Annotated in this window: 25 protein-coding genes; 22 read left to right on the top strand and 3 right to left on the bottom strand. The window is 68.7% G+C overall.

Annotated features, from left to right (window positions below; translation table 11 throughout):
* The first annotated feature begins 255 nt into the window (after window positions 1–255).
* Window positions 256–1,122: a S1 family peptidase gene (locus NGF19_RS27465; protein ID WP_252428261.1), complete on the top strand. Its 867-nt coding sequence runs from the start codon at window positions 256–258 to the stop codon at window positions 1,120–1,122.
* 17 nt (window positions 1,123–1,139) lie between these two features.
* On the opposite strand, the gene NGF19_RS27460 is transcribed toward NGF19_RS27465, so the two are convergent.
* Both NGF19_RS27460 and NGF19_RS27455 read right to left on the bottom strand, forming a co-directional pair.
* Window positions 1,140–2,765, bottom strand: a complete 1,626-nt coding sequence (locus tag NGF19_RS27460; RefSeq protein ID WP_252428260.1) for an N-acyl-D-amino-acid deacylase family protein — start codon at window positions 2,763–2,765, stop codon at window positions 1,140–1,142.
* 38 nt (window positions 2,766–2,803) lie between these two features.
* Complete coding sequence (locus tag NGF19_RS27455; RefSeq protein ID WP_252428259.1) at window positions 2,804–4,081, bottom strand: amino acid deaminase; 1,278 nt, start codon at window positions 4,079–4,081, stop codon at window positions 2,804–2,806.
* Between the two features lie 183 nt (window positions 4,082–4,264).
* On the opposite strand from NGF19_RS27455, the gene NGF19_RS27450 reads away from it, so the two are divergent.
* The 19 genes from NGF19_RS27450 to NGF19_RS27360 all read left to right on the top strand — a co-directional run bounded on the left by NGF19_RS27450 (window position 4,265) and on the right by NGF19_RS27360 (window position 20,901).
* A complete protein-coding gene (locus NGF19_RS27450; protein ID WP_252428258.1) occupies window positions 4,265–4,939 on the top strand; it encodes a hypothetical protein in 675 nt (224 codons plus the stop codon).
* Between the two features lie 209 nt (window positions 4,940–5,148).
* Window positions 5,149–5,964, top strand: a complete 816-nt coding sequence (locus NGF19_RS27445; RefSeq protein ID WP_252428266.1) for a hypothetical protein — start codon at window positions 5,149–5,151, stop codon at window positions 5,962–5,964.
* Window positions 5,965–6,154: 190 nt separating this feature from the next.
* Window positions 6,155–6,607 carry a hypothetical protein gene (locus NGF19_RS27440; protein WP_252428257.1) on the top strand — a complete coding sequence of 151 codons (453 nt, stop codon included), beginning with the start codon at window positions 6,155–6,157 and terminating at the stop codon, window positions 6,605–6,607.
* Window positions 6,604–8,178 (top strand): Flp family type IVb pilin, encoded by a 1,575-nt coding sequence (locus NGF19_RS27435; protein ID WP_252428256.1) that lies wholly within the window; start codon window positions 6,604–6,606, stop codon window positions 8,176–8,178. Before NGF19_RS27440 ends, NGF19_RS27435 begins: the two co-directional genes overlap by 4 nt.
* Window positions 8,179–8,257: 79 nt before the next feature.
* The gene (locus tag NGF19_RS27430; protein ID WP_252428255.1) at window positions 8,258–8,851 is read left to right on the top strand and encodes a hypothetical protein; all 594 of its coding nucleotides are present in this window, start codon (window positions 8,258–8,260) and stop codon (window positions 8,849–8,851) included.
* Between the two features lie 14 nt (window positions 8,852–8,865).
* Window positions 8,866–9,300: a DUF3592 domain-containing protein gene (locus NGF19_RS27425; protein WP_252428265.1), complete on the top strand. Its 435-nt coding sequence runs from the start codon at window positions 8,866–8,868 to the stop codon at window positions 9,298–9,300.
* Window positions 9,301–9,768: 468 nt separating this feature from the next.
* Window positions 9,769–10,476: a Flp pilus assembly protein CpaB gene (gene cpaB / locus NGF19_RS27420; RefSeq protein WP_252428254.1), complete on the top strand. Its 708-nt coding sequence runs from the start codon at window positions 9,769–9,771 to the stop codon at window positions 10,474–10,476.
* 6 nt (window positions 10,477–10,482) lie between these two features.
* Window positions 10,483–11,745 (top strand): CpaE/TadZ family protein, encoded by a 1,263-nt coding sequence (locus tag NGF19_RS27415; RefSeq protein ID WP_252428253.1) that lies wholly within the window; start codon window positions 10,483–10,485, stop codon window positions 11,743–11,745.
* A gap of 65 nt (window positions 11,746–11,810) precedes the next feature.
* On the top strand, window positions 11,811–12,257 hold the full coding sequence (locus NGF19_RS27410) for a pilus assembly protein (RefSeq protein ID WP_252428252.1): 447 nt from the start codon (window positions 11,811–11,813) through the stop codon (window positions 12,255–12,257).
* Between the two features lie 2 nt (window positions 12,258–12,259).
* Complete coding sequence (locus NGF19_RS27405; RefSeq protein ID WP_252428251.1) at window positions 12,260–12,673, top strand: TadE/TadG family type IV pilus assembly protein; 414 nt, start codon at window positions 12,260–12,262, stop codon at window positions 12,671–12,673.
* Window positions 12,674–12,746: 73 nt separating this feature from the next.
* On the top strand, window positions 12,747–14,090 hold the full coding sequence (locus NGF19_RS27400; RefSeq protein WP_252428250.1) for a TadA family conjugal transfer-associated ATPase: 1,344 nt from the start codon (window positions 12,747–12,749) through the stop codon (window positions 14,088–14,090).
* A gap of 71 nt (window positions 14,091–14,161) precedes the next feature.
* The gene (locus tag NGF19_RS27395) at window positions 14,162–15,100 is read left to right on the top strand and encodes a type II secretion system F family protein (RefSeq protein WP_252428249.1); all 939 of its coding nucleotides are present in this window, start codon (window positions 14,162–14,164) and stop codon (window positions 15,098–15,100) included.
* A gap of 35 nt (window positions 15,101–15,135) precedes the next feature.
* Window positions 15,136–16,023 carry a DUF5936 domain-containing protein gene (locus NGF19_RS27390; RefSeq protein WP_252428248.1) on the top strand — a complete coding sequence of 296 codons (888 nt, stop codon included), beginning with the start codon at window positions 15,136–15,138 and terminating at the stop codon, window positions 16,021–16,023.
* Window positions 16,024–16,079: 56 nt separating this feature from the next.
* Complete coding sequence (locus NGF19_RS27385; protein WP_252428247.1) at window positions 16,080–17,471, top strand: sensor histidine kinase; 1,392 nt, start codon at window positions 16,080–16,082, stop codon at window positions 17,469–17,471.
* Window positions 17,472–17,493: 22 nt separating this feature from the next.
* The gene (locus NGF19_RS27380; protein ID WP_252428246.1) at window positions 17,494–18,492 is read left to right on the top strand and encodes a response regulator transcription factor; all 999 of its coding nucleotides are present in this window, start codon (window positions 17,494–17,496) and stop codon (window positions 18,490–18,492) included.
* Window positions 18,493–18,740: 248 nt separating this feature from the next.
* Window positions 18,741–18,977 carry a hypothetical protein gene (locus NGF19_RS27375; protein ID WP_372505923.1) on the top strand — a complete coding sequence of 79 codons (237 nt, stop codon included), beginning with the start codon at window positions 18,741–18,743 and terminating at the stop codon, window positions 18,975–18,977.
* On the top strand, window positions 18,977–19,633 hold the full coding sequence (locus tag NGF19_RS27370) for a pilus assembly protein TadG-related protein (RefSeq protein ID WP_252428245.1): 657 nt from the start codon (window positions 18,977–18,979) through the stop codon (window positions 19,631–19,633). The genes NGF19_RS27375 and NGF19_RS27370 overlap by 1 nt, the downstream gene beginning before the upstream one ends.
* Before the next feature lie 30 nt (window positions 19,634–19,663).
* Complete coding sequence (locus NGF19_RS27365) at window positions 19,664–20,254, top strand: hypothetical protein (RefSeq protein ID WP_252428244.1); 591 nt, start codon at window positions 19,664–19,666, stop codon at window positions 20,252–20,254.
* Window positions 20,254–20,901, top strand: a complete 648-nt coding sequence (locus tag NGF19_RS27360; RefSeq protein ID WP_252428243.1) for an OmpA family protein — start codon at window positions 20,254–20,256, stop codon at window positions 20,899–20,901. Before NGF19_RS27365 ends, NGF19_RS27360 begins: the two co-directional genes overlap by 1 nt.
* A gap of 87 nt (window positions 20,902–20,988) precedes the next feature.
* Here the strand turns inward: NGF19_RS27360 and NGF19_RS27355 are convergent, their stop codons facing one another.
* The gene (locus tag NGF19_RS27355) at window positions 20,989–21,252 is read right to left on the bottom strand and encodes a GntR family transcriptional regulator (protein ID WP_252428242.1); all 264 of its coding nucleotides are present in this window, start codon (window positions 21,250–21,252) and stop codon (window positions 20,989–20,991) included.
* Between the two features lie 274 nt (window positions 21,253–21,526).
* On the opposite strand from NGF19_RS27355, the gene NGF19_RS27350 reads away from it, so the two are divergent.
* Together NGF19_RS27350 and NGF19_RS27345 are read left to right on the top strand one after the other, a co-directional pair.
* On the top strand, window positions 21,527–21,718 hold the full coding sequence (locus tag NGF19_RS27350) for a hypothetical protein (RefSeq protein ID WP_252428241.1): 192 nt from the start codon (window positions 21,527–21,529) through the stop codon (window positions 21,716–21,718).
* Window positions 21,715–21,921, top strand: coding sequence for a hypothetical protein (locus NGF19_RS27345; RefSeq protein ID WP_252428240.1), 207 nt, complete (start codon window positions 21,715–21,717; stop codon window positions 21,919–21,921). Before NGF19_RS27350 ends, NGF19_RS27345 begins: the two co-directional genes overlap by 4 nt.
* Window positions 21,922–21,960: the final 39 nt, after the last annotated feature.

Raw genomic sequence — 21,960 nt, 5'->3', positions numbered from 1 at the left:
AGGGGGGTTAGGCCGGGAAGTGGGGTGGAGGTGGGTGGGGGGGTGAGGGGAGGGGGGGGTGGGGTGTGTGCCTGGTTTCGGGTTCCGCTGAACGGGTGAGGCGCGGGGGATGGTCGCTGTGCTGTGCGGGCGGGTGGCCGAAAACTACTCCTTGTCCCCGGGGTGGGGGCTACTCACAATGCGCATGACAAGACGGGGACGGTGTGCACCTCCGGCCGTCCAGGTCACCACTCTCACCAGGAGGGGACCCCCCACATGCGCAAGCCTCTCGCCGCCGCGCTCTTCGCTCTGGTGCTCGCCGGAGCAGGCACGGCCACGGCGACCGCGGCACCCGGGACCGCGACCACATCCACCGAGACCACCAGCACGGCCACCAAGTCGGCGACGATCCAGGCTGCCGACTTCGCAGGCACCGTCTCGCTCAGCAACTGCTCCGGTTCCGTCATCCGCTTCCCCAACTCCGCGGACAGCGACCCGGCGCTCGTCCTCTCCAACGGCCACTGCCTGGAGACCGGCTTCCCCGACCCCGGTGAGGTCATCGTCGACCAGGCCTCCAGCCGCACCTTCGGCCTGCTCGACTCCTCGGGCAGCAAGGTCGCGACGCTGCGCGCGAGCAAGGTCGCGTACTCCACGATGACCGACACCGACGTCACGATCTACCAGCTCACCACCACCTACGCGCAGATCCGCAGCTCGTACGGCATCAACGCGCTCACCGTCGCGGACACGCACCCGGTCGCCGGCAGCGCGATCAACGTCGTCTCCGGCTACTGGAAGCGGATCTACAGCTGCAACATCGACGGGTTCGTCTACCGCCTCAAGGAAGGCGGCTGGACCTGGAAGGACTCGGTCCGCTACACCTCCGCCTGCGACACCATCGGCGGCACCTCCGGCTCGCCGGTCGTCGACAGCACCGGCAAGGTCGTCGCCGTCAACAACACCGGCAACGAGGACGGCGGCTCCTGCACGGTGAACAACCCCTGTGAGGTGGACGAGAACGGCACGGTGACCGTCCGTCAGGGCATCAACTACGCCGAGGAGACCTACCAGATCCCCGCGTGCTTCGGCGCGGGCAACAAGCTGAACCTGAACGCGAGCGGCTGCGTCCTGCCCAAGCCGTAGGCGACGCGCGCGGGCGGTCACGTCGCGGTACGGCGGACCGCCCGCCCCGCCAGCACGTCGGTGCGCCGCCCGTCCTCGATCACGAAGCGGCCGTCGATCAGGACGTACGGGATGCCGGTCGGCGGGGTCCGGGGCCGGGCGTAGGTGGCACCGGCCGCGACCGTGGCCGGGTCGAAGAGGACCAGGTCGGCACGGTGGCCCTCGCGGACCAGGCCCCGGTCCGGCAGCCGCAGCCGGGCCGCCGGGCGACCGGTCAGCCGGGCGACGCACTCCTCCAGCGTCAGCACCCCCAACTCCCTTGTGTACCGGCCGAGATAGTGCGGGAAGGTGCCGTAGGCGCGCGGGTGCGGCTTCGCGCCCTGGAGGATGCCGTCGGAGCCACCCGTGTGGGCGCGGTGCCGCATGATCGCGCGGACGTTGTCCTCGTGGCCCACGTGCTGCAGGACCGTCGGGCCCAGCCGGTCCGCGACGAGGAGGCGACGGGCGATGACCCAGGGAGCCTCGCCGCGCAGGTCCGCCGACTCCTGGACCGTCCTGCCGACGTACGACGCGAGCGCGGGGTCCCCGACCCCCGAGATCTCGACGGTGTTCCAGTCGACGGGCACGCCGTGGCAGCCGTCGCTGCCCGTGATCTCCAGCTCCCGCCGCATCCGTTCGGCCGCGCGGTCGTCCGCGAGTCGCGCGAGGACCTCCCGCGGGCCGCCCTCGCTCGCCCAGCTCGGCAGCAGCGCCGCCAGCGTCGTACAGCCCGAGGTGTAGGGGTACGAGTCGAGCGTGAGGTCCACGCCCGACGCCAGGGCGCCGTCGAGCAGGGAGAGCAACTCGGCCGCCCGGCCTTGGTTGACGCCGAAGTTCAAGGTGGCGTGCGCGAGGTGGAGCGGGCAGCCGGACTCCCGGGCCAAGGTCACCATCTCCTCGTACGCGGCCAGGGCGTCGGCCCCGTACGACCGGTGGTGCGGGCAGAAGTAGCCGCCGTACGCGGCCACCACCCGGCAGAGTTCGGTCAGTTCGGCGTTCGTGGCGTACATGCCGGGGGTGTAGGTCAGCCCGGACGACATGCCGACCGCGCCCTGCTCCATCCCTTCGGCGACCAACTGCCGCATCCGGTCCAGCTCTTCGGGTGTGGCCTCCCGGTCCTCCCAGCCGACGACGAGCATCCGGAGCGTGCCCTGCGGGATCAGACAGGCCGCGTTGACGGCGATGCCCTCGTCCAGACGGTCCAGGTACTCGCCCACGGACCGCCAGGTGAAGTCGATGTCGTCGCCGTACCCGTGCCATCCGGCGAGCGCGCGGCGCACCTCGGGGAGCGTACGGTCGTCCACGGGCGCGTACGACAGCCCGTCCTGCCCGAGGACTTCGAGCGTCACGCCCTGCGCGGCCTTGGCGCTGTGGTCGGGGTCGCGCAGGAGAGCGAGGTCGCTGTGGGCGTGCATGTCGATGAAGCCGGGCGAGAGGACGAGACCCTCGGCGTCCAGCTCCCTTACCGCACGCGGGCGTTGGCACCCGGCCGCCGCGGCCTCCTGCACGATCGAGACGATCCGGCCGTCCTTGACCGCCACATCGGCACGGTAGGAGGGGGCGCCGCTGCCGTCGACCACATCCGCGTCCCGGATGACGAGATCGGCGAGGTCCAGAGGGGGCATGACTGCTCCTGCTCACGCTTGGTTGCGCCCTGTTGCTTCTAGAAGAACGTGCGGACGTAGTCGACCACCGTGCCGTCCGCCTCGGTCACCGGGATCAGGGGCCACTTGTCGAAGGTCGTGCACGGGTGGGACAGGCCGAGGCCCAGCCAGTCGCCGACCCGGAGGTCCGCCTCCGGGGTCGTACGCAGCCAGGTGTGCTGGTCGGAGAGGGCGGTCACCGTGATGCCGGTGGCCGTGCGCTCCTCGCCGTCGCGGTGCACGACCAGCGCGGTGGGCAGGCCCAGGTCGTACCCCACGTCCCGCTTGCCCGCGTTGACGAACGCCTGCTCGGGCGAGGGGCGGGACACCACCTGGGTCCACAGGCGCAACGCGGGCTGGAGCGCGCCCTCTTGCGGGACGCGGGTGAAGGGGGTCAGCCCGCGGTAGTGACCGTCGTCGTGCGTGACGTACGCGCCCGAACGCAGCAACTTCAGGACGGGTACGGAGAGTTCGGGCATCCGGGTGAACTCCTCGGCCACCGCGTCGAACCAGGCGCTGCCGCCCGCGCTCACCACGATCCGGTCGGCGTCGGCGAACCGGCCCGCCTTGTCGAACTCCACGGCCAGCGCGGTCAGTCGGCGCAGCCACGTGTGTACCCGGCCCGGGTCCGCCCGCGGTACCTCGCCCTCGTATCCGGCCACGCCCACCAGCCGCAGGGTCCGCGTCGCCGCCACGGCGTCCGCGACCGCCACGCACTCCGCCTCCGTACGGACGCCGGTGCGCGCGCCTTCGCCCGCCGCCAGTTCGACCACCACGTCGATGGGGCGTGCGGCTCCGCTCAGGGCCGCGTCCATCAGCGCGACGCCGTGCGGTGAGTCGACGTAGCAGACGAAGTCGTAGTCCGAGTCGGCGGCGAGGTCGGCCGCGATCGAGCGCAGGGCTGCCGGGTCGACCAGCTCGTTGGCGAGAAACACGCGCTGGACGCCGAAGTACCGTGCCACACGCACCTGGTGGGGGACCGCGAGCGTGATGCCCCACGCGCCGTGCGCGATCTGGCGGTGGAAGAGCTGGGGTGCCATCGTCGTCTTGCCGTGCGGGGCGAAGGCGAGGCCGTGCCGGGCCGTGTACGTCTCCATCAGGCCGAGGTTGTGCGTCAGGTGCTCGGCGGCGAGGGTGAGGAGCGGGGTGGTGAAGCCGCCGGTGAAGAGGTCGCGGCGCTCGGCGGCGAGGTCGGCGAGCGTGCGGCCCTCGGCGTCGGGCGGCAGGCCCTTGAAGCGGTGGTCGACGCGTTCCGCCATGAGGGCGGCGAGGCGTTCTGCGGCGACAGCGGCGTCCATGCGGCCTCCCTGGCGTGGCATCCGGGTCGTTCGGCTGTGCTCTTCCCCGAGAGCGACGCGCCAGGCTGGTGCGGAACTGATGGGCCGTCAACAAGGCTCTGGCACGGGGATTCGGCGAAGATTCGTATAACGATGCAGGGTCCGGCTGTGTCCGGCACAGGATCTTCGACCATACTGCCCGCTGTGGAGCAGCGCATTGGTTCGAGCAGCAAGCCCCTGAACGGCGCCGGGGTCGACCCGGCCTTCATCCCCGGGCTCACCTCACCCGCGTCCGCCGCCGAGCCGGAGGATGCGACGCCTGAGGAGACCACGCCCGCCGATACGGAGGTGGTCGAGGCGGAAGTGACCCCTGCCGCGGTGGCGGACGCCGACGAGAAGCGCGACCGCGCACCGTCCGCGAAGCCCGAGTCGGAGGCCGTGAAGGACTCCGAGGAGGAGCCGGGGGAGAAGGCCGAGGAGAAGGCCGAGGAGGAGCCTGCGAAGGACTCGGAGGACTCGGAGGAGTCGGAGGAGTCGGCGGAGAAGCCTGCCCCCGACGGGCCCGTCTTCGAGGCGTCCGACCGTCGCGCGAAGATCGTCGCCGATCACTGCGGTGTGCGCCTCCGCCTGGACGACCAGGAGTGCGAGTTCCGCTGGGACGAGATCGGTGCCGTGGAGACGGAGACCGCGCGGTTCGGGAAGCGGTTCACGGTGACCGTGCACACGCCCGAACGCCGTTGGTACCCCATCGAGATCGAGGCCGACTCGCGCGCCCGCTTCCAGGAGTGGGACAACCGGCTCGACGAGGTGCTGGACGCGTACTTCGACGACGAGGACGACGAGGAGGAGCCCGTCGCCGTGACGAAGGACGACGACTGACGCACACTTGCCCGGCTTGCCCATACCTGGCCTCGTTTGGTGAGGGATGGGCTGTCTCGCAAGTGAAGAAGGGGTGTTCTCCGACCGGTATGGCACGGATAGAGTGCTGAGGTAGCCGTCCGGGCCGTGATCGTTTGGCTCCGGAGCTGCGGCGACCGAGGAACGGGGGGGCTCGAGTGTCGACCGCGATTGCTGTCACCAGTGCTGACATGGTGCTGCCGTCGACCGATCAACAGACGCCTCCGGCCATCCCGTTGAGGACTCCGCAGCAGCAGTCGCTGGAGCAGTCGCTGGTGGAGATGCAGACCCTGCTGGAGCAGCACGGTCATGTGGTGGTCGTCTACTCGTCGGCGGCGCCCGCGGCGACGGAGCAGCGTCTGCGTTCCGTGCGCTCGATCCTGGAGAGCGATCGCATCGCCCTGTTTAAGTCGGATCTGCCGCCGCTGGGCCTCGCGGTGCTGATCCGTCAGATGCGCCAGTTGTCGGTCACCGACCTCAGTGCGGGTGTCGTGGCCTCGGCCGGCCGTCTGCTCACGCACTACATCCACGCGGGCGCGGTCCTCAACACGGTCGCCAAGCTGGACCGGGTTCCGGTCAGCCTCAAGTCCCACGCCAAGTCCTGGATGCCCGGCAAGCAGTTCGGAGTGGTGACCAACCCCGCGCCGCAACTGGTGGAGATCGGGCCCGAAGCGCGACTGGCCGGGCCGGAGTTCGGCACCTGGCTGCTCGTCGCCAAGGGGCAGCTCCAGACCGACTGGATCAGCTCGAACCTCGCGAACGCCTGGTCGGTCCAGGGGCTCCTCGAGGCGGAACTGCCTGCGGAGTCGGCCCGTTGGTGGGGGACCGGCAAGCTGGTGGAGTTCGCCACCTTCCTCCCGGACCTCTCGGTCCTGTATCAGCTCGTGACGGCGGTACGCCGGGACCTGTGCCACTGGTGCGGTCTCGAACTCATCGGCGACCGCTGCGTGTTCTGCTCCGTCACGACACCCGGCTACCACCGGCGGGACCGCGCCGAGGCGTCCTGACCCCAGGTCACCCACCGGGCCCCTCCACGCGGAGGGCCCCCTCGTCCCCTTCGCGTGTCCCGAACTACCTCTGAGCAGGCCCGGATTCGAAATTGGGTCCGGGTGTGGGCCCACGGGCCTATGAGCTCGTATCCCACCGATGCCTAGGGTGTGGCGACTTCGTCAGGGATCGACCGGAGGGGCGTCAGGCATGCGTGGGACAGGTGGGCCGCCGCACAGCGGTGTGACGGCGGGCCGAGCGGAGAGCGGGGGGTTCTTCGCGCTCATCCTCGCCTGGGCAGCCGGGCTCATCGCGCTGTTCATCAGCTCGTACATCCAGATCACGTACTTCTACGAGCCGTTGGCCACGCCGGAGCGTCTGGAGTCGTTCGGCGGTCGGCTGCTCTACGTCCACCTGCCCAACGTCCTGTGCATCGCGCTGACCACCTGGATCGCCGGGCGTGTGCACCGGGAGCCGTTCCGTGAGTCGACGCCGCGGCATCTCGCCGCGCTCTTCGCGGTACCGCTCTTCGCGCAGATCGTGAACGTCGTCATGTACTGGGGGCGCTCCTCCACGGAGGGCCTCCTGTTGTCCTGCGTCGTCGTGGTGGTCGGCGCCGTCGCCGGCTACGGGGTGGATCGGTTGCAGGAGGGGGAGCGATGAGGAGACGTCATGTTCACAGAGCCGCCGGGGAGTGGTGGCTGCGCCGGGTGAGGGCGATCCACCGCCCCGCCCGCTCCGATCGTGGTGCCACCGCCCTGGAGTACGTCGGCGCCGTGATCGTCGCGGTGGCCATCGTGCTGGCTCTCATCGGGACCGGCGTGGCCGGTTCGATCGGCGAACGGTTCCGCTGCTCCATCTCGTCGCTGTGGGGCGGCGGGGGGAGCTGCTCGTCCGGTGGCGACGGGTCCGGCACACAGGCCACCGACGCGGACTTCGAGCCTCCGCTGTGCACGATCTCCACCGTCAGCGACAAGGCGGGCAGTGAGGTCAAGGTGGGCTTCCTCAAATGGGGCAACGAATACGGCTTCCAGGACCAGACACACCAGGCCAATTACGACGTCAATGGCGACGGCAAGGTCGACGGCAACGACAAGCTGATCTACACCACCTTCACGGACTCGACGAAGGTCGGGGGAACGTACGGCTGGGGCGGAAAGATCGGCAAGCTGGGCAAGGGCTCGGTCGACCTCGGTGCCGGCATCAAGGTGAACAACGGTGACACCTGGGTCTTCAAGAGCAAGGAAGAGGCCGCGGAGTTCCGCGACGACCTCGAGAAGCTGAAGGTGTACGAGACCCAGCGCAAGTACGGCGGCGAGTCCAACGCGGGTGCGGGCCTCCTTGCCATCTTCGGCAAGGGTCCGCTCGTGGAGGAGGAGAAGCTCCGCAACCGCATCGAGGGCAAGCTCAAGGACCGCCACATCAGCTACGGCTCCATCGGACTCTACGGCGAGGCGGACGGCGGACTGGGGATCAACCCCGGGGACGACCGCATCGCGTCCGCAGGGGTCGACGGCAGCATCACGATCAACTCCGACGTGGTGTACACCGTCGACGACTACCGCGGCACCAAGTCGCAGACCTACACGATGAAGGGCAGCGGCGTGTGGGGCAGCAAGCTCGGCGCCGGCGGCTTCGAGACGGGCGACCACAACACGCTCGACCGCACGGCGACGATCACTGTCACCCGTGACCAGAAGACCGGTGAGCTGGTCCGGATCGACTACACCCAGACCACGGAGACCGCCAGTGGTGTCTCCAACGGTGTCGGCGGCCACAACGGCAAGGAAGGCAAGAACGAAAAGAGCGGCAGTGCCGGCGATGTCGACAACTCCGGCGGCAGCGACATCGAGGTGCACACCAACACCCTGACGTTCCCCAAGGGCAAGGACGGTGACGCCGACCGGGCCATCGCCCAGCGGTGGCTGGACGGAGACGGGAACGGGGGCAGCCAGCTCATCAAGAACCTGTTCACCAACTACGCGCCGACCAAGCGTCCGGGTGCGGACGACCCCTTCGGCCAGCTCATGTTCGACAAGGGCAAGTCCAGCAAGACCACGTACGATGGCATGGCCGACGCGCACGAGTACGGGTTCGAGCTGAACCTGGGCCTCTCCATCGGCGCTTCCGTCTCCCTGGAGAAGAAGAAGGAGACGCTCAAGAACGCCGAGTTCCTGGGTGCCCCGCGGGACGGGAAGCGCAGCTACACCCCCTACAGCTACTGCGCGAAGTAGCGGCGGGTACGCACGCGAAGCCCTGGGACGCGAAGATGGCAGCGGAAGAGCCGTTCGGAATGAGCGAGGGAAATCAGGGATGAACGGGAAGTCGAAGCACGGCCTGCGTACGGCGGTGGCGGCAGGAGCCGTCGGCCTGCTGCTCACCGGCTGCGGTGGTGGCGGCAAGTCCGCGGCCACCACCCCGGAAGGCTGGGGCACCCTGAACACCGAGCGGCTCTCCGTCGCCTACCCCAAGGGCTTCGAGAAGGTCGCCGTCGACAAGAGGAACCACTACGAGGTGGCCCGAGCACGCCTCACCGAGGGCGGCACCATGACCGCGGTCCTGTCCGTCGAGTTCGACTACGGAACGGGCATGAACACCGCCAAGATGGCCGGCGTCGGGGCGGAGGCGAGGATCCAGTTGGGTGCCACGCCCGTGAAGAGTACGGAGATCGAGGTGGCCGGACCCGATGGGCCCGAAGAGGCCAGGAAGATCACATACACCTTCGCGGCGAAGGGCAGGCCAGGTGAGCCGGCCAAGGGTACGAGGCTGGACGGTCTCATGCTGGCCGGTGTGGACGACCAGTCACGCCCGTACCTGATCACGGTGAACTCCAAGCCGGGCACCCTGTCCAGTCGTGACATATCCGACATCATCGACAGTGTCGAGCTGAAGAAGACGAAGAAATAGTCAGCGGCGTGTCGATGTCGACGTTCGAGATGACCTTCCTGGCCGTGGGGCTGGCCTCCACGGTGGGTATCGTCCTGGTCCTGTACCGGATGGTCATCGTGATCCGGCTGGTGTTGCGCGGCGAGCGGACCCGGGGGTGGTGCGTGACGCGCCGCATGTCCCCGGGAGGCAACAGTCAGTCCCACCCCCAGTTCGTCTTCGCCTTCCGTACCCCGGACGGTGAGACCGTCGAGTTCAAGGACCGGCCGGGAGCCTTCGGCTACGAGGTGGGTGCGCCGGTCCGTGTCTGCTACGACCCGGCGCGCCCGCGCAAGCGGGCCACCATCGCGGGGCCGGACACCTGGGGGCCGGTCTATGTGCGGCTCCTGATGTGCATTCCGCTGGCGGGGTTCTCGTTCGTGACGTTGTACAGCCTGGCCCTGAACTGGGGTCTCGTCGCCTCGTATTGACGCCTGCGTGAAGAAGCTGTGACGAACTGGCCGACTATCGGCTATGAGTTGTCGGCTCGCATCGGTCAACTTGTCCTGCTATACCGGCGGTTGTCGCTTCTGGCTCGCCTGTCCGGTGGGTCGCCGCTGTTCACTGTTGTGTATGACATGGATAAGGTGCTGATGCAGCTGAGTTGAGCAGTTGACAGTCTGCGGTTCGCCCGGGGGAGGTGCGGATCGGAGAGTGAACGGGGATCTTGAACGTGCCGACAGAGTCCGCGATGACCAGCGCGAACCTGGTTCCGCCGCCGGTGTGTCAGCTCACGCCTCCCCGAGCGCGTTCCGCTCTTCCTGCCGGGGAACCACTTATCCGGCCAACGGTGTCTTGAACACCGGTGACTTCGCGCAGCACGGCACGCAGCCGCAGCGCCGACCCGTCCCGTCCGCCCCCGCCCGCTCCCACGTCCCTTTGATGAGGTTGTTCGGCCCATGAATTCCCGCCAGCGCCGCGGCGTCATACTGCTGCTCCTCTCCGTGCTCCTCGCCTTCGTCGCCTTCGCCGGTGTGCTGTCCGTCATCAGCGACGCGAAGTCCAAGGTCGGGCCGGAGGTCACCGCCTACCAGGTGAAGGACGACATCGCCCCCTACACCCAGCTCAGCGCGCAGCAGTTCGAGAAGGTCAAGATGCCCAAGCGCTGGCTGTCGGAGAACGCCGTCACGGATCTCTCGGAGATCGACGGGAAGATCGCCGTCACCAGCCTCCGCCACGGCTCGCTGCTCCAGAGCGACATGATCGTCAAGCGCCCGGCGCTGGAGCCCGGTGAGCAGGAGATCGCCATCATGATCGACGCCGCCACCGGTGTGGCCGGCAAGATCAAGCCCGGCTCGAAGGTGAACATCTTCGCCACCTTCTCCGGCGACGACCGCAACACTCCCGCCCAGTCGAAGATCATCGTCGCCAACGCCAAGGTCATCGACGTCGGTCAGCTGACGGCACTGGAGGGCAAGGACGGCGAGAACCGGTCGCGCGCGAGCGAGGCGGTGCCGATCACCTTCGCGCTCAACACGACCGACGCACAGCGCGTCGCCTACGCCGAGTCCTTCGCCCAGCACGTCCGCCTCGCCCTGATCGCTCCCGGCAGCGACACCTCGCTGCGGCCCGGGGAGCGTACCTATGAGCTCTCCAAGGACAAGTGAGGCCGGATGACCACGAGGATTCTCCCCGCCGTCGGTGACGTCGACGCGGCACGGGCCGTCACCACCCTGCTCAGCCAGCTCCCCGACGCGGAGCCCGCCGCCCCGGTGGCGGACTCCACCCAGCTCATCGACACGCTCGCCCGGCTCGCGGGCGAGTCCGTCGACGAGCTGCCCGAAGTGGTGCTCGTCCATGAGCGGATCGGTCCGGTACCCGCGCTGGAACTGATCCGGGAGGTCGCGCTGCGCTTCCCGGCGGTCGGGGTGGTCCTCATCACCACGGACGCCAGCCCCGGCCTGTTCTCCGCCGCCATGGACTCGGGCGCCCGCGGCCTCGTCACGCTGCCCCTGAGCTACGAGGAACTGGCCAACCGGGTCCAGTCCGCCGCCCAGTGGGCCGTCGGCGTCCGCCGCCACCTCGGCAGCGGCGGCGAGGCCATGGCCGGTCCGGGCGGCACCGTGGTCACCGTCTCCGGCGCCAAGGGCGGGGTCGGCACCACCGTGGCCGCGATCCAACTCGCCCTGGCCGCCCACGCGTCGGGGCAGACGGTCGCCCTGGTCGACCTGGATCTGCAGACCGGCGACATCGGCTCGTACCTCGATGTGCAGTTCCGCCGCTCGATCGTGGACCTCGCGGGCATCCAGGACATCACGCCCCGCGTGCTCCAGGACGCCGTCTTCGACCACGAGTCCGGCATGTCGCTGCTGCTCGCGCCCAAGGACGGCGAGCGCGGCGAGGAGGTCAGTGACCGGTCCGTGCGGCAGGTGGTCAGCTCGCTGCGCATCCGCAACTCCGTCGTCGTCATCGACTGCGGCTCGCAGATGAACGCCGCCAACGCCGCGGCCATCGAGATGGCCGATGTCGCGCTGCTGCTGACCACGCCGGACGTGGTCGCCGTCCGGGCCGCCAAGCGGCTGGTGCGGATGTGGTCGAGACTCCAGATCCGCAAGGGCGAGGAGACCGTCACGGTCGTCAACCGCTACACCCGCAACACCGAGATCCAGCCACCGCTGATACAGAAGATCACCGGCACCCGGGTCGCGGGCACCACCGTGCCCGCCGGCTTCAAGGAGCTGCAAGGCGCGGTCGACGCGGGCCGACTGCACGACCTGGACGCCAAGTCCACGGTGAAGCAGGCCCTGTGGGCCCTCGCCGGGGAGCTGGGCCTGGTGACCGCCGAGGCTCTGTCGAAGGTCCGGCGCAGCAAGCATCGCACCGACCGGGGCTCGATCGGAGTGCGCCGCCGACGCGGCGACGACACGGCCGAGTGACAGCCGGGAAGCAACGCGCAGACCACGGACACGGGCAGGGACACGGACAGGGGGCGATGTGCATCATGGGACTCCGGGTGGGGGGCCGTCGTTGCCGTACGAACGGCGCACCCGCGGCTGACACCGGCCGGGGGCTGCGGGGTGAACGCGGCGGCGACCAGGGCCAGATGACGATCGAGTTCACCACCATGGCCCCCATCATCCTGGCCACGATCGTCCTGCTCTGGCAGGCCGTGCTGACCGGCTACGGGCTCGTCCTGGCGGGCAACGCCGCCGACAAGGCGGTACGGGCCGGAGCCACCGTCGACACCTGGCGCGAGAGCCGCGACCAGGCGTGCAAGCGGGCCGGGCGGGAGGATCTGCCGGACGGCTGGACCTCGCGCATCCACTGCTACGCCGACGGCGACATGGTCAAGGCCAGCGTCAGGGTCAAGGTGCCGGTGCTGTTCCCGGGCGGTGTGAACTTCCCGATGTGGATATCGAGCAAGTCCGCCGCCGCGAAGGAGAGCTGACCATGCCCACGATCCGCACTGTCACCACAGAGCCCCGCGATACCCGTGCCGGTCGGAAGAAGACGGGCGACCGGGGCCAGACCGTCCTCGAGTACGTAGGCGTCGTACCGCTGCTGATCGTGATCGGTCTCCTCGTCGTCCAGCTCGGCCTCGCCGCCTTCGCCGTCCAGCAGGCCGGTACGGCCTCCCGCGCCGCCGCGCGCATGGCCTCGTACGACCACCCGGACCGCAGTTACCAGCAGGCGGGCAGGGACGCGATGAGCGACTCGCTGGTCGAGGGCACCACCTTCGAGAGCAAGCGCGGATACGGCGAGGTCACGGTCACCGCCAAGGTCCCGGTCCCCTCGCTGATCCCCGGCCTGCTGAACGGCGTGAAGGCCTCACGCAGCGCCACGATGCCGGTCGACGACCACTGACAGGACGTCCGGCGTCCGCCACCCGGAATCGCACCACCGCACCATCACACCAGCCGTACAGGGAGATGACGACATGAGTCTGCGGGCGCGCCTCAACGGTTCCGAGCAGCCCGCGAAAGGGCTGACGGAAGAGAGCCGTCTCGTCTCCGTCTACCGTGCCAAGCTCCTCGAGGAGATCGACCTCGCGGAGATGTCCGCGCTCCAGGCTTCGGAGCGCCGCATCCGTCTGGAGCGGGTCCTCGGCCACATCATCAGCCGCGAAGGCCCCGTCCTCTCCACGGCCGAACGCTCCCATCTGATCCGCCGAGTCGTGGACGAGGCCCTGGGCCTCGGCATCCTCGAACCGCTCCTGGAGGACGCGTCCGTCAGCGAGATCATGGTCAACGGACCCGACCAGGTCTTCGTGGAGCGCGGCGGCCGACTCGAACTGCTGCCGATGCGGTTCGCCTCCGTCGAGCAGTTGATGCAGACCATCGAGCGCATCGTGTCCACCGTCAACCGCCGTGTGGACGAGGCGAATCCGATGGTCGACGCGCGGCTGCCCTCCGGTGAGCGTGTCAACGTCATCATCCCGCCGCTCTCCCTGACCGGCCCCATCCTCACCATCCGGCGTTTCCCGAGGGCCTTCACCCTCCAGGAGATGATCGGCCTCGGCTCCCTGGACGAGCAGATGGTCGTGCTCCTCGCGGGCCTGGTGCGCGCCAAGTTCAACGTCATCGTCTCCGGCGCCACCGGCACCGGTAAGACCACGCTGCTCAACGCGCTGTCCGGGCTCGTCCCCGACGGCGAGCGCATCGTCACCATCGAGGACTCCGCCGAACTCAGGCTCCAGCAGTCCCACGTGATCACCCTGGAGAGCCGCCCCGCCAACGTCGAGGGCAAGGGCCAGATCACCATTCGCGACCTGGTCCGCAACTCCCTGCGTATGCGCCCCGACCGCATCATCGTCGGTGAGGTCCGTGGCGGTGAGACCCTCGACATGCTCCAGGCCATGTCCACCGGTCACGACGGCTCCCTCGCCACCGTCCACGCCAACTCCGCCGAGGACGCGCTGATGCGTCTCCAGACGCTGGCGTCGATGTCGGAGGTCGAGATCCCGTTCATAGCGATCAAGGACCAGATCAACAGCGCCGTCGACATCATCGTGCAGCTCACCCGGCACGCCGACGGCTCCCGCCGGATCACCGAGATCGCCGTCGTGGACTCGCACGGCCGCGAGGAGTACAAGATCGTCTCGGTGTGCCGGTACGTGGCCCAGCCGCTGTCGTCCGACGGGCTGGTGCACGGCCACTTCGAGTACTACCCCCTGCCTCGCAGGGTCGCCGAACGGCTCTACATGCGGGGCGAAGCGATCCCCCAGGCCTTCGGTGTCGCCCAGTCGGAAGACCAGTTGGCCGCCCGGAAGTCCGCCGGCTGACCCACGACTCCCTCCTGCGCGCCCCCACCGCCCGCTCCCCGCCCAACGCTTCCCGAGAAGGCCCGCCCGCCATGGACAACCTCCCTCTTCTGGCCACCGGCGTCACACTGCTCGCCTGTGTCGTCGCCGTCATCGGAGTGCACACGTACTCCACCGGCAAGGCACAGCAGCACGTGCTGTACGAGCGGATGGCGCAGACCGGCGAGATGCCCGCCGTCGGCCGGCGGCGCCCGTTCCGGGGACTGGACCGGCGGCTGCGCCGCACCAAGCTCGGCAAGCGCATCGAGCGCAAGCTGGGCACCACCGGCCTGGACATCACCCCGGGCGAATACGCCGTGTACGTCGTCGCGGGCGTCCTCGCCCTCTACTTCATCATCGGCTCCCTCTTCGCCTCGTTCTTCGGCCTGCTCGCCGCGCTGCTCGGCCTGTGGGGCGGCAACTTCTTCCTCAACTACCAGATCGCCAGGCGCACCGAGGCGTTCATCAACCAGCTTCCCGAGCTGACCCGCGTCCTCGCCAACGCCACCCAGGCCGGTCTCGCACTGCGCACGGCCATCGCCATGGCCGCCGACGAGCTGGACGACCCGGCGAGCGAGGAGTTCCGCAAGGTCGCCGACCAACTCGCCGTCGGACACTCGCTGGAGGACGCGCTGGCCGAACTCGGTGAGCGTCTGCCCTCTCGCGAACTGAAGGTGCTCATCTCCACGTTGGTCCTGTCCAACCGGGCCGGCGGAACGATCGTGTCCTCGCTGCGGAACCTCACCGAGACCCTGGAGGAGCGCAAGGAGACCCGCCGCGAGGTCAGCACGGTGCTGTCCCAGGTGAAGGTGACGGCCGTCGCCGTCCCCCTGCTGGGCTTCGGCTTCCTGCTGATCCTCAACAGCATGCGTGACGGGGCGCTCGACGACATGACGAACGCCTTCGCGGGCAAGGTCGCCGTCGTCATCGCCTCCGGCCTCTACGGCCTCGGCTTCCTCCTCATCAACCGGCTCACCAAAGTCCGCATCTGACGCCGCTCGCGCCCCACGAAAGGAGGAGAACACCCATGGATCTGCTGCTCGCCGCCATCGTCGGTCTCGCCGTCTACGGCGTCTTCCAAGGCATACGCCTCTACCGGGGCGAGGCCAAGCTGCCCGCCGACCTCGCCGTCGCCCTGGAGGTCGGCTCCACCCGCACCACCGCCGCGGGCTCCGCCATCGACCGGCTCGGCATGAAGTACGCCCCACGCGTGCTGCGCCTCATGGGCCCCAAGCGCGTCGACAAGGTGCGCCGCAAGCTCAACATGGCCGGTAACCCCTACGGCATGACCGTGGACCGTTATGCGGCCCGCCTCGCCGTGTACGGCGGCCTCGGCACCCTCACCAGCCTCGCGATGCTGATGAACGGCCAGCTCATGCTGGCGATCCTGTTCTTCGTCTACGGCATCTTCTGGACCGACGTCACCATCAGGTCCGCCGTGAGCCGTCGTAAGGACGACATCGACCGGACCCTTCCGGACTTCCTGGACGTCCTCGCCGTCGTCGTGTCCGCGGGCCTCGGCTTCCGCCAGGCCCTCGAACGCGTCGCCGAGAAGTACGAGGGTCCCTGGGCAGACGAACTCCGCATCACCCTGCGCCAGATGGACATGGGCGTCAGCCGCCGCGAGGCGTTCGACCAGCTACGCAAGCGCAACGACTCCGAGCAGGTCTCGATGTTCGTCTCGGCTCTCCAGCAGGGCGAGGAACTCGGCGCGCCCATCGTGGACACGCTCATACAGATCGCCAACGACATGCGCCGCACCGACGCGCAGAACGCGCGCCGCAGAGCGGCCAAGGCCGTTCCCAAGTCCACGCTGATCGTCACCAGCTTCATGCTGCCGGGCACGATGATCCTGATCGGCGTCGGCTTCTACTACGCGTCCGGTGTCAACTTCAACGACCTGCTCGGAGGCTGACATGAGGGTCACGGCAGGACGGCGGACAGGGACGACAGCGAGGAGGTGAATGGACGATGCCACGGGGGCGCACCTTCCATTCGTTGATCGGCGGCCCGGACGGGGACGTGACCCCTGGGGCGGCCCCGGCGCTGCCCATCCAGGTCAACGCCCTCTCGGCGCTGTGCCGCCAGTTGTACGGCCTCCGCCTGGCGATGACCGCGCTGGCCACACCCTTCGCGCTGCGCCACGCGCACGGCGAGCTGTCCGGCTGGCTCATCGGCTCCGCCGTCCTCGTCACGATCATGGTGTCGTACGCGCTGCTGCGCGACTGGGAGCGGTTCGGGCCCGTACTGCTGCGCCACCCGTCGGTGCTCGGCGCCGACATGCTGTTCGGCGCACTGCTGCTGTTCAGCGCCTCGCCCACGTCCACGCTCGCGTATGTCACCATCTGTACCCCGCTGTTGGCGGGGCTGGTGTACGGCTGGCGGGGCGCCGCCGTGTTCGCGCCGCTCCAGTCACTGCTCGTCGGTCTCGCGTACGCGGTCGACAGCCGGGTGCACCAGGACCCGTTGGCGCTGCTCGTCGTAGGGCTGTGTGTGATGGCGGGCGCGGTCGGCAGCAGCCTGCGCGGCCTGCTCCTCGGCTTCGGCGCGGCCACCCACGCCCTGACCGAGACCCGCGCCCGCCTCGCCGTCCACGAGGCCGTCGAGAGTGAACGGGCCCGACTGGCAAGGGAGATGCACGACTCGGTCGCCAAGACCCTGCACGGCGTCGCGCTCGCCGCCGACGGCCTGGCCCACTCCGCCGACAGGCTGGACCCCGACACCGTCAAGAAGCAGGCCGAACTGGTCGCCCGCTCGGCCCGCCGTGCCGCCGCCGAGTCCCGTGAACTCCTGTCCGACCTGCGCCGGGAGTCCGGCCTGGAGGGCGGCCTGGACATCACCGCCGAACTCGCCGCGCGCACCGCCGACTTCGAACGCCGCAAGGGTGTGCGGGCCACCTACCGCCCCCTGAGCGACACCCCGCCGCCTCCGGTGCCACACGCCGCAGCACGCCAGTTGCTCTTCGTCGCCTCGGAGGCGATGGAGAACGCCCACCGCCATGCCAAGCCGACCCATGTGGACGTCACCGCCGGGGTCGTCGGGGATCTGCTGCGTGTCAGCGTCTACGACGACGGTGACGGCCTGCCCGCGGGTACCACCCTGGACGATCTCAGGAAGGCAGGTCACTTCGGCCTGGTCGGGATGGTCGAGCGGGCCGCGGGCATCGGCGCGCGTATCCGTATCGGGCGCGGCAGGGCGGCTCGGGGGACGGAGGTCCGGGTGGACCTGCCCCTCGCCGCGCTGGGCACGCAGACTCCGATCGTGCCGTCGGACCCACCATCGCCGCCGGGCGGACCGCTCCCCGGCATCCCGGCCCCGTTCCGCCGCGCGGACCAGGACAACACAACGCTCCCACCCACGTGAACCATCTGAGAGGAGGCCGCACATGTCGGACGACACGTTCCCCGAACCGGGGCCGCTTCCCCCACCCGTGGCGGCACCTGCCGGATACCCCGGCACACCGGCCCAGGACATCCCGGCGTTCCCGCCGTTCGCCGAGGCACCGCCCGCCCCACCGCTGCGGGTGGTCGTCGCCGACGACAACCCGGTCGTACGAGCCGGACTGACCGCGCTGCTCTCCGGCCGCCAGGACCTGGAGGTCGTGGCCGAGGCCGCCGACGGCCGTCAGGCGTACGAACTGGCAGCCCAGTACCGCCCGGACGTCGTCCTGTTGGATGTGCGTATGCCCGGCGTGGACGGCATCTCCGCCCTGCCGCATCTCGTGCGGATCGCACCCGTGTTGATGATGACGTACAGCAGAGAGGCCGAGATCGTCCGCGAGGCGCTGCGCCTCGGGGCGGGCGGCTATCTGGTGCACGGCGAGTTCACCGCCGACCAACTCGTCGCGGCAGTACGGGACATCAAGACGGGCCGGGCCCATCTGACGCCTACGGCCTCCAGTGCGCTGCTCGACAGTCTGCGAGGGGCGCCTCCCGGCGGGGGCAGCCCGCTGCCCGAAGGGTTGGGGACGGCCTTCAACGGGCCCGGATATCAGGCAGTTCCCGCGCCGCCGCAACCTGTGGTTCAGGCTCCGGCTCACACCCCGACGCACCCGATGACGTATCCGGCAAGGGAGTTGAATGCGCGTCAATTTGCTGCCATGCCGTCGCGTGGGCAAGCAGATGTGGCACATTCGTCTCCGGGTTCCCCTGCGTCCGCTGGGGCCGAAGCACTGCTCGGAGAGCTGAGTCAACGAGAGGTGGAGGTGATGGAGCTGATTGCGTCAGGCATGACCAACCAGCAGATCGCCGCCACCTGCTTCATCAGCCAGAAGACCGTGAAGAACCACATCAACCGCATCTTCGCCAAGCTGAACGCCCAGAGCCGCGGCGAGGCCATCGCCCTCTGGAACCGGGCGGCGCGAGGGGGCCAGGGCCGTGGTTGACCACATGTCTCGCCGGGGCCTGGGCCCTTGGGGCCCGCGGCCCCATCGCGCCCGTGCCGAGGCCCAACTCCGAGGTTGGGCCCGCCGTTGGGCCCTGGGACCCATGTGGGAGAGGCGTTCCCCGACGTACGTTTCTGGTGTCGCCAGCGAGACCGGCCAGGAGGAAGCCGGTAACGCGAACGGCACACAGACTTCGTACGTAACAGAGTCGGCCGGCGTGCGGTCGGCCGAACCTGGAGGGGAACACCATGATGAAGGACGCCGCTCTCAAGGCCGCCACCAACACCAAGGTCTACATCGGCACCTGGGCGAACACCCGCGTCGAGAAGATGAAGGCGCGCCGGGACCAGGGTCAGGGCGCGATCGAGTACGTCGGCATCACGATCCTGGTCGTGGCGATCATCGTTGCGCTGCTGAACACGGACATGGGCGAGACCATCGCCAACAAGTTCAAGGACAAGATCAACGAGGTCCTGGACAGCTGATGAGTCGATTGACTCGCAGCGAGGAAGGGCAGGCCGCACCGCTGTACATCACAGTGGTGGTCGGTCTGCTCTTCCTTGCGTTGCTCTACTTCGTGTTCGGCAAGGCCGACATCCGGCGCAACGAGGCGCAGACGGCGGCCGACTCCGCGGCCCTGGCTGCGGCCATGGAGTCCAGGGACGGGCTCAAGACCGGATTCCTGGAGCATGCCTTCGACGGTGGCTACCTGGAGGACTTCCTCAAGGGCGATCCGCCGGGGACGATGTCCGGTTGCGACGAAGCTCTTCGCTTCGCCGCGCGGAACGGTGCGCGGACTGACCCTGACACATTCCACTGCGACAAGCTCCAGGACGGCCGTTGGGGCTTCACCGTCGAGCTGGAGACCCAGAAGACGGTGGGCAAGAGCGCACTGCCCGGTACGGAGAACAAGCGCGCGAAGGCCCGCGCCACCGCCATCGTCGAACCTCTCTGTAGCTTCAAGCCCGACGAAGAGGCGCAGCAGCCGGGAGATCAAGGCGAGGAGCCCGGCAAGGGAGACGAGAAGCCGTCCCCGGGCACGATCCAGTGCGACGGCAAGGACTGGATCATCGATCCCGCCCACAAGGACCTTCTGCCAGACCTGTCGGACCTCTTCCGCGTCCGGCTGGCCGAGCACTGACCGCGAGCGAACACGAAGGACTAGCGACTCATGATGATTCGGCACGTAGGGAAGCTGCGCCGGGCTGGGGCGGCGGCCGTCCTGGCCGCCGCACTGGCTGTCTCGGTGACTGCTTGCAACAGCGATGACGGCAGCAAGAAGCCGACTAACGCCGCGTCCGAGAAGCCTGCCGGGGACAATGGCAAGAGCGACGGCGGCAAGACCCTGCCGGACACCAGCAAAGCCATCGCCACTCTCAAGGGCAGCGCCCCGGGCATCGAAATGGTGCTGTACTCGGTGACCCGTGACGAGGGCGGCTTCGTGACGGTGAGCGGCGAGTTCAAGAACACAGGTGACAAGTTCTTCACTACGCCGGTTCAGTGGAGTGGCACCGAATCCGATGTCAAGGCAACCGGGGCGTCTCTGGCCGGTATGACGTTGGTGGACTCCAAGGAGAAGAAGCGCTACTACGTTCTGCGCGACACGGACAATCGTCCCCTGACCACGACTAAGTACGCGTCCAGCATCCGCGCTGGTGAAACGCTGCCGTTCTTCGCCCAGTTCCCGGCCCCTCCGGAGTCCACCACCAAGGTCGACCTCCAGTTCCCCGGCTTCCCCAACGCCCCGATTGAGATCTCCTGATGAGCGCTGCCACCGCATCCCGTACCCGGCGGGCACACGCGCGTTCGGCGGCAGCCGTACTCGCGGGAGCAATCGCCCTCGGTCTCTCGGTCGCCCCGCACGCCCTCGCGGACGACAACCCCTACCCGTCGGCCTCGGCCGAGCCGCCGGTCAAGGTGGACCCGAGTGCCCCCGGCCTCAAGCTCCCTTCCGGAGCTCAACTCGCCCCGCCGAAGGTGCTGGACATCAAGTCCGTGGTCGAAGACCTCGGCGGTGAGGAACGTCGCGAGGACACCAACGCCGACGTGAAGTTCGCGCTCCAGTCCGAAGTCCTCTTCGACAAGGACAGCGCGAAGCTCAACGGCGCAGCGAACTCGCGTATCGCGGATGTCGCCGCCGAGATCAAGAAGCAGGGCTCGAAGACGGTCCGCGTCTTCGGGTTCACCGACAACCTCGGAAGCCACGCTCACGGCATGGTGCTGTCCAAGGACCGGGCCAACGCAGTACAGAAGGTGCTCGACAGGGAGTTGAACGACCCGTCGATCCAGTTCGAGATCCGGGGCTACGCCGAGCAGTTCCCGGTTGCCGAGAACTCGACCGAGGAAGGCCGCAAGAAGAACCGACGCGTGGAGATCTCCTTCCCGCGCGGCAACGCGAGCGGTAACTGACGCGGTCCGTACGACACGGGAACCCACCGGGGCCCGTCCCACGCCATCACAGGCGAGGGGCGGGCCCCGGTCGTCGTATGCGGACCTTCAGCCGTCGGACGCGTCGGTGGGCATGGCGATGACGAACACGCCCTTGCCCTGGACTCCTTGAAGGATTCCCTCTTCCCGGAGCAGGTCGATAGCGGACTGGATGGTTCGGCGGCTGACCGATCCGCCCAACTCCTGCTCCAGTTCGTACTGAGACGGGATGCGTCGGCCAACCGGGATCTCGCCGCGTCGGATCCGCTCACGCAAGACGGATGCCAGTTGCACGTACATCGGGATGATGCTCTCCCGGTCAATCTCGATCATGCAAGGGAGCGTAAAGGGTCAGCTCAGGTCAACATAGAGCGAGATATCACGTGAGCAGAAGTGGAAGGAAGGGTAAGCAGAGTAAGGGGTAGGAAGACGTAGAAAGTTGAGTACAGTCAGGGGCAACAGAAGACCCCCGCGACGGTAGGCGCCGTCCGGGGGCATGGCCATCAACCACTCGGAGGTTGACGACAGTGAGCATTATCCACGCCATGGCCTGCTGGGTCCTGGACGTCTTCGTACCCGGTACCGGCACCCACCGAAGGGTGGCGGCATGAGGGAGGCACCGCCCAACCGACCCGCACAGCCGCACGGCGATCACGTCCCCGTATGCGTGCACTGCGAGGCGACCGCCGACAACCCCGTCGCGGTGGCCACGGTCCACCAGAACTCGGGCCCCGGCTTCACCCTCTACGCCTGCCAGGCGTGCACCCCGTACTTCCCGGCCGGGGAGGGCGAGTCATGAGGGCCGGAACGCCACCCGAACCGGGCGCCTCCCGCATCGAGTTGCGCACGTACCGCGTCGACCGGGACGGACAGCGCGTCGGCCCGGACCAGGTCCGCGTCCACGAAGGCACCGCCCAGGCCGCCGTACCGGACACCCTGTGGTGGCCGCCCTGCCGCTGTCCCCGCTGCCGCGAGGACGTGGACCCCGGGGCTCACGTTTGACCCTGACGTAACGTCAGGCCGCATGGTCGGTGACATGGA

This window comes from Streptomyces macrolidinus, from assembly GCF_023887685.1.
GTDB lineage: Bacteria > Actinomycetota > Actinomycetes > Streptomycetales > Streptomycetaceae > Streptomyces > Streptomyces macrolidinus.
The sequence above is the reverse complement of the archived record's forward strand: the minus strand, read 5'-3'. Positions and strand labels throughout refer to the sequence as shown.